A 5,325-nucleotide genomic window follows, 5' to 3' on the forward strand; every position below is an offset into this window, starting at 1 on the left:
TCTAGGACAGCCCCTAAAACTTTTTTGTCAACCATGTTAACTCCAATCATAAGAAAATTTTCAGGAGCTATAACAATACATTGCAGCTTAACGAACTTTAAGCATTTTTTTGACCTATGTTGCTTTATCTACCCCAAGTGGGACTCGGCAAAAAACTGTTCTGCCGAGTCTGCCACCACAACCCAAAGTTACCTGATCCTACCCACTATTTTTTGGACAATGCTACATTTTGTATGCTGTTCTCTACGGTTGTTACTATATGTAGAACCAGGCAGGGCAAGATTTCCAGTCAATCGTGAAGGTGAGGTTTGCTCTGCCCCACTTAGAGCTACGGATTTTGGTACTATATAAGTATACCTTCCTCGTACCGCTGCAAGCTGGTACTGTTTAAACACACACGACACACTTAAACAGAACCGGTTCTCAAAAATGACCCAAACAGTACCGACCTGCTTTGTTCGCGCCTATCTTCGAGCCTCCACATCCGAACAGGATGCATCACGAGCACGTAGCTCTATCGACACTTTCGCCACTGAGCGCGGGCTGGCCATCTGTAACTATTATATTGAAAATGAGTCAGGTTCACGGCTGGAGCGTCCTGAGCTTTTCCGGCTGCTGAAAGACTGTCGGCAGCGTGACATCTTACTCATTGAAGATGTTGACCGCCTTTCACGTCTGGCTGGGAATGACTGGATCACGCTCAAGAAAATGATTGCCAGAAAAGATATAAGAGTCGTGGCCGTTAATGTTCCCACTACCTGGCTACATTTATCTCCAGGGCTGACCGATTTTGATAACCGGATGTTTTCGGCCATCAATGACATGCTGCTCGATATGCTGGCCGCAGTGGCCAGACGCGACTATGAGCAGCGGCGGGAACGCCAGAAACAGGGGATCGCCAAAGCAAAAGCTGAGGGCAAATACCAAGGAAGAAAGGTTAACCAACATCGCTATGATGCCATTAACCGGCTGCTGGCCAGCGGCAGTTCCTGGAGCCAGGTTCAGAAGACCATCAATTGCAGTCGTGGCACCATTAGCCGGGCGATTAAACAGTGCCCCCCAGTTACAGCCCTCCCCTCTCTTTCCGGGCAGTCTGAGAGTGCTACCGCATTTTCCGTGACAGCCACTCTGTGGGTGCCGGTGCAGAACGGCAGCAAATTTACCCGTGGGAAGAAAAAGGTCAGAGAAGATATTGCCTGGCTGGTTGAGTACGACTATGACGGGAAGTTGTTGGACAATAATGAGTACAGCCTGATTTTTACGTATAGCGATGAAGCCGATTTGAAAGAGCAGATTGACGAACTTTTTGACGAGATATACCGCACCGCTGAGATACGTAACTGCGTGGTCGATGATATGACGCTAACCAATGATGCGACGAATCAGGGCTGGAATGAATACGATGGAGGTTGGCAATAATTTCCTGAGAGAAGCTTAAACCAAAATTCCCGCCAGTTCTAACATTCAAAAAAACACTCATATACTCATTCACACACAACAAACATATTTACTCATTTGTGTTTTTGTGTATAATTAAGCTCAAATGAGTAAACACACAAATGAGGTTTAAACATGAAAATTATCGCGTTCCTCAACCCCAAAGGGGGGTCTGGTAAAACGACTGCGGCGATCAACGTCAGTAGCTGCCTTGCCAGTTCGGGTAAAAAAATTGCAGTTGTAGATACAGACCCACAGATGAGCCTGACTAACTGGAATAAAGCAGAGAAAGCAGCATTCGATGTTTACACCGCAGCATCAGAGAAAGACGTTTACCAGGTAAGAAAAGATCTGGCTGAATATGACTTTGTGATTATTGATGGAGCCGGTTCTCTGTCAGTTATTACTTCCGCAGCGGTGATGGTCAGCGACCTGATTATCATCCCGGTAACACCCAGCCCTCTGGATTTTTCCGCTGCCGGTTCTGTCGTCACGGTACTGGAAGCCCAGGCTTATAATCGTCCGGTAGAAGCTCGATTCCTCATCACACGGAAAATCGAACAAGCCACCATGCTTAACGTTCTAAAAGATAGCATTGCTCAGACGGGTATTAAGCCGTTTAAAACTGCGATCACACAACGCCAAAGTTACGTTAAATCCGTCATGGAGGGTGAGAGCGTTTTCGATACCAACGATGGAGCAGCAAAGGGCGAGATAGCCATTCTGACGCGAGAAATACTCGAATCATTTGAGTAAAAACTCATATACTTATTTCAGCATATTAGAGGTTATGTATGGCACTAACTAAGCAACATACATCAAAAACAATGAGTTTCGGTGAGCATCGAGATCTTGAAAAAGTCGTCAATAGCACACCCACGGGAAAGCAAAAGAGAGTCAACGTTAACTTTGATGAAGAAACACATATCCGCTTCAAAGCGGCGTGTGCAAAACAAGGTACATCTATTACTGATGTTATAAAGGACTTGGTTGATAGCTGGCTGAAAGCAAATGACAGGTAACTTACTCAAACACACATATGAGTAAAAACCCATATATAATAATAAGAGAGTATAACCATCCAGAGATACTCTCTTGTTAAGCAGATCAATGCTGCTGTGGCTCTGGAACGTCATCGTTAACAGACGGGCTACTTCCAGCATCGGCTTCTTTCTGCGCGGCAATGAGCCCATTGGACTGCTTGCGAGTGAGCACCGGCCGCGAACGGTTAGCTGCGTAAAATTTTGCGACAGTTACAACTTCCTCACCGGTAAACGTCTGTGGATCGTCCGGGTTATTTTTAAGGCTGTTCTTCGTAATCTGGAGAGCAACTACTTCCGGATCAACATTATTGGCGAGCTGCGATGCTACACGTTTCGCTGAATGACCTGTCCTGCTTGTCTGGTCAGACGTAACTTGATCCTAAGTATCAAGTGCCGCATCCTTTCCGCTTCGCAGCGTGTCTCTAATCTTTTTAACTGTCATATTGCACCTCAGTAGATACTTCAATAAAAAATGCGTAATCACACATTTACTCAAAAACACATGTATTCCCTTTGAGAACACTGATCTGGTGCATAAATTTTTTATGTACCAGATCAGTGTTGGCCAAGCAAAGCGCGGCAGGGATTTTCTCATCCAATTAGAGCCTTAGCCTTTGCTCTGATCTCAGCAAGTTCTTCAGGCGATACAGTGCCTTTTTTTGTTACTTTTCGCGCTCTCCAGTCAACACAGGTAACTTGATCGGCAAGAGCAACACTTTCGCGGCTATCCGATAGTTCTACCTCAAATGGATAGCCTTTAGCTTTAGTGGTACACGGAACGCAAAGCAGCAACCCTACAGGATTATTGTAAGAAAAAGGGCTGAGGACGACAGCAGGGCGATGGCCCCCCTGTTCGTGACCTTCTACGGGGTCAAAATCCAGCCAGATTAGATCACCAGAATTTGGTACGTAACGTGAAACCATTTAGATCAATTCCTTTCCGACTGGCGAACCAAAATCTATTTTTCCCTGAACGTTATCTGGTGTGATACCTGATAACAGTACATCCAGTGAATACTCTTTAGATTTCAATGGTACTAAAACAATTTGGCCAGCTTCATCAATTTTCAAATCGAGTTTATCTTCGACATTAAGTGCTGCTGCTTGCATTACGCTGGCTGGTATTCTGATCGATGGGCTATTGCCCCATTTTTTTAGCGTTACTGTTGTCATTAACATTTCCTCCCTCATATTTGTAGATACATTGTAGAGGATAAACAATGTATCTACAAGCATTTCCCTTCCTGCTAGACCGGGTTTTTAGCTAACTTTCAGTAGTGATGTAGGTAAGGGCTAAAAGTGCCTTTTCGCTGTAGTGGTTACAGTTAACTCCCTGCCTCCGGGCAAAGACCGGAGGTGTTACTTAAAGTTGTCGGGGAGCATAGCGACCATGCCGAACCGGCGCGGCCGTCAGGCCGCTGCAAGGGCGGTCATTATCGGTTTTCCCCGTTATCCACAGAACTTATCCAGCGAATAAGTAGATCTTTAATGAAGTTAAGTAGGTCGAAGACCTGATTGTTTTGCAGCTAACTATTGGTTGATTGCAGATAGTCCCATTTACCTATTTGCAGGTAAGTGTGCATAAAAGATATAACGCCGGTGTTGATTGGGGTTTTGACCAAATATCGGTGAGGTTATCGTGATAATGGTGACTAAAAAACGAGCTGTTTTAGCAGATGGACAACGAACATCCTCCGCAGGGAATCGGATTAGTAAAAAGAGGGCGGGTTAGTGAGGCGGGGCTGTGCCTGGCTGCTCCATATTTACCAGTTCAAGCTGGTAAAGCTGAGTCCAGACCATTTTTTCAAACTGCTGAGGGGTTAGATGGTGTATATCACCCTTCATATCACGGAAAATACGCTCGGCCACCTGACGCTTTCGCTCATCGAACGGTAATTCGGCCAGCTTACGCCGTTGTTTGCCCTCAATAGCGCGTGTACGGCGGCTGAGTATCGTCTGATGGCGGCAACGTTCATACCAGCGCTTACGGGCTTCTTTTACTGTCATAGCCTCGCCGGGTTGTAGAATGCCGTCCTCAATAGCGCGTAGGCGTTCTTCTTGCTCTGCTCGTAGCTTGTCCATATCCACACCGGTAAGACGCCAGCCTTCTTCTGTAATGATTATATGCTTAGGAAAACGGCACCCGTTCACATAATCCCACTCAGTTTCAGGCGCAAGGACTATGCCAAACCTCGCCAGTTCGTCTATCAGACGCGACACCCTAGATACCGTCACGGCAGTTTCAGGGATGATCTGGCCATCTTCATTCCGTGGACTGAGTTCTTCAGCCAGCTTAGTGATGTTGATAGTGACAATACCGGTAGCAAGATCGGCTTTGTTGACGAAAAGCACAAACAACGCATCGAGCAAACGCCGGCGTACTTCACGGAAAGCTCTTTTTCTGTCTGCGACAGGTCGCAAAAAAGTGAAGATTGGATCGGCAGAAACACGACGACGAATAACCCAGGCACCAGAGGTTTTGTCCTGGCTCATAAGGTTACGTAAGGCTCGACCATGCTGTTTACTGAGGGGCTTATAATGCGCCGGACGCACGTAGAGCGGTAACGGACATTTACAGGCTGTAGAATGTTCGCCACGGTGACGTTTATCGGGGTTTTCTTGGGAAGATTTAGTCTGGTTACCCACGCCCGCCCGCGCTTATGGCGAGGAAGAGGGGTTGTTTTAGGTTATGCATTTGCTATAATCCTTTTCAGGCGCCGCGCCTGCTTTCGACCCCCTGAATATCCCTCGTTCCGCCAAGTTCGTCAGGATTTCAGGGGGTTTTTGCATTCAGGGTGTGGCTTTTGCCTATCACCCTTTCCCTAGACGCTATTACCGGGAACGT

6 protein-coding genes and 1 pseudogene are annotated in these 5,325 nt (G+C 46.5%); 4 read left to right on the forward strand and 3 right to left on the reverse strand.

Features of this window, described 5'->3' with window-relative positions; translation table 11 throughout:
* Nucleotides 1–429: 429 nt before the first annotated feature.
* The 4 genes and pseudogenes from BBW68_RS19635 to BBW68_RS06755 form a co-directional block, all read left to right on the forward strand.
* Nucleotides 430–1,053, forward strand: a pseudogene (locus BBW68_RS19635) (recombinase family protein); the annotation flags it as partial.
* Between the two features lie 519 nt (nucleotides 1,054–1,572).
* The gene (parA, locus tag BBW68_RS06745) at nucleotides 1,573–2,193 is read left to right on the forward strand and encodes a ParA family partition ATPase (protein ID WP_008815938.1); all 621 of its coding nucleotides are present in this window, start codon (nucleotides 1,573–1,575) and stop codon (nucleotides 2,191–2,193) included.
* A gap of 38 nt (nucleotides 2,194–2,231) precedes the next feature.
* On the forward strand, nucleotides 2,232–2,459 hold the full coding sequence (locus BBW68_RS06750) for a plasmid partition protein ParG (protein ID WP_064645505.1): 228 nt from the start codon (nucleotides 2,232–2,234) through the stop codon (nucleotides 2,457–2,459).
* Nucleotides 2,460–2,547: 88 nt separating this feature from the next.
* Nucleotides 2,548–2,820 carry a hypothetical protein gene (locus tag BBW68_RS06755; protein ID WP_070134539.1) on the forward strand — a complete coding sequence of 91 codons (273 nt, stop codon included), beginning with the start codon at nucleotides 2,548–2,550 and terminating at the stop codon, nucleotides 2,818–2,820.
* 251 nt (nucleotides 2,821–3,071) lie between these two features.
* Here BBW68_RS06755 and mazF read toward each other — a convergent pair whose 3' ends face one another.
* From mazF to repA, 3 genes are all read right to left on the reverse strand, one after another.
* The gene (gene mazF, locus BBW68_RS06760; protein WP_070134540.1) at nucleotides 3,072–3,404 is read right to left on the reverse strand and encodes an endoribonuclease MazF; all 333 of its coding nucleotides are present in this window, start codon (nucleotides 3,402–3,404) and stop codon (nucleotides 3,072–3,074) included.
* Nucleotides 3,405–3,716 carry an AbrB/MazE/SpoVT family DNA-binding domain-containing protein gene (locus BBW68_RS06765; protein WP_338061297.1) on the reverse strand — a complete coding sequence of 104 codons (312 nt, stop codon included), beginning with the start codon at nucleotides 3,714–3,716 and terminating at the stop codon, nucleotides 3,405–3,407. It lies immediately after the preceding gene.
* Nucleotides 3,717–4,208: 492 nt separating this feature from the next.
* Nucleotides 4,209–5,126: a plasmid replication initiator RepA gene (gene repA, locus BBW68_RS06770; protein WP_050880439.1), complete on the reverse strand. Its 918-nt coding sequence runs from the start codon at nucleotides 5,124–5,126 to the stop codon at nucleotides 4,209–4,211.
* Nucleotides 5,127–5,325: the final 199 nt, after the last annotated feature.

Origin of the sequence: Candidatus Erwinia dacicola (assembly GCF_001756855.1) — a bacterium.
Lineage (GTDB): Bacteria > Pseudomonadota > Gammaproteobacteria > Enterobacterales > Enterobacteriaceae > Erwinia > Erwinia dacicola.

What these genes read in the sequence shown, in the direction of transcription:
- BBW68_RS06750 (WP_064645505.1), top strand. Translation starts at nt 2,232, where the DNA reads ATGGCACTAACTAAGCAACATACATCAAAAACAATGAGTTTCGGTGAG.
- parA (WP_008815938.1), top strand. Translation starts at nt 1,573, where the DNA reads ATGAAAATTATCGCGTTCCTCAACCCCAAAGGGGGGTCTGGTAAAACG.
- BBW68_RS06755 (WP_070134539.1), top strand. Translation starts at nt 2,548, where the DNA reads ATGCTGCTGTGGCTCTGGAACGTCATCGTTAACAGACGGGCTACTTCC.
- BBW68_RS06765 (WP_338061297.1), bottom strand. Translation starts at nt 3,716, where the DNA reads ATGCTTGTAGATACATTGTTTATCCTCTACAATGTATCTACAAATATG.
- mazF (WP_070134540.1), bottom strand. Translation starts at nt 3,404, where the DNA reads ATGGTTTCACGTTACGTACCAAATTCTGGTGATCTAATCTGGCTGGAT.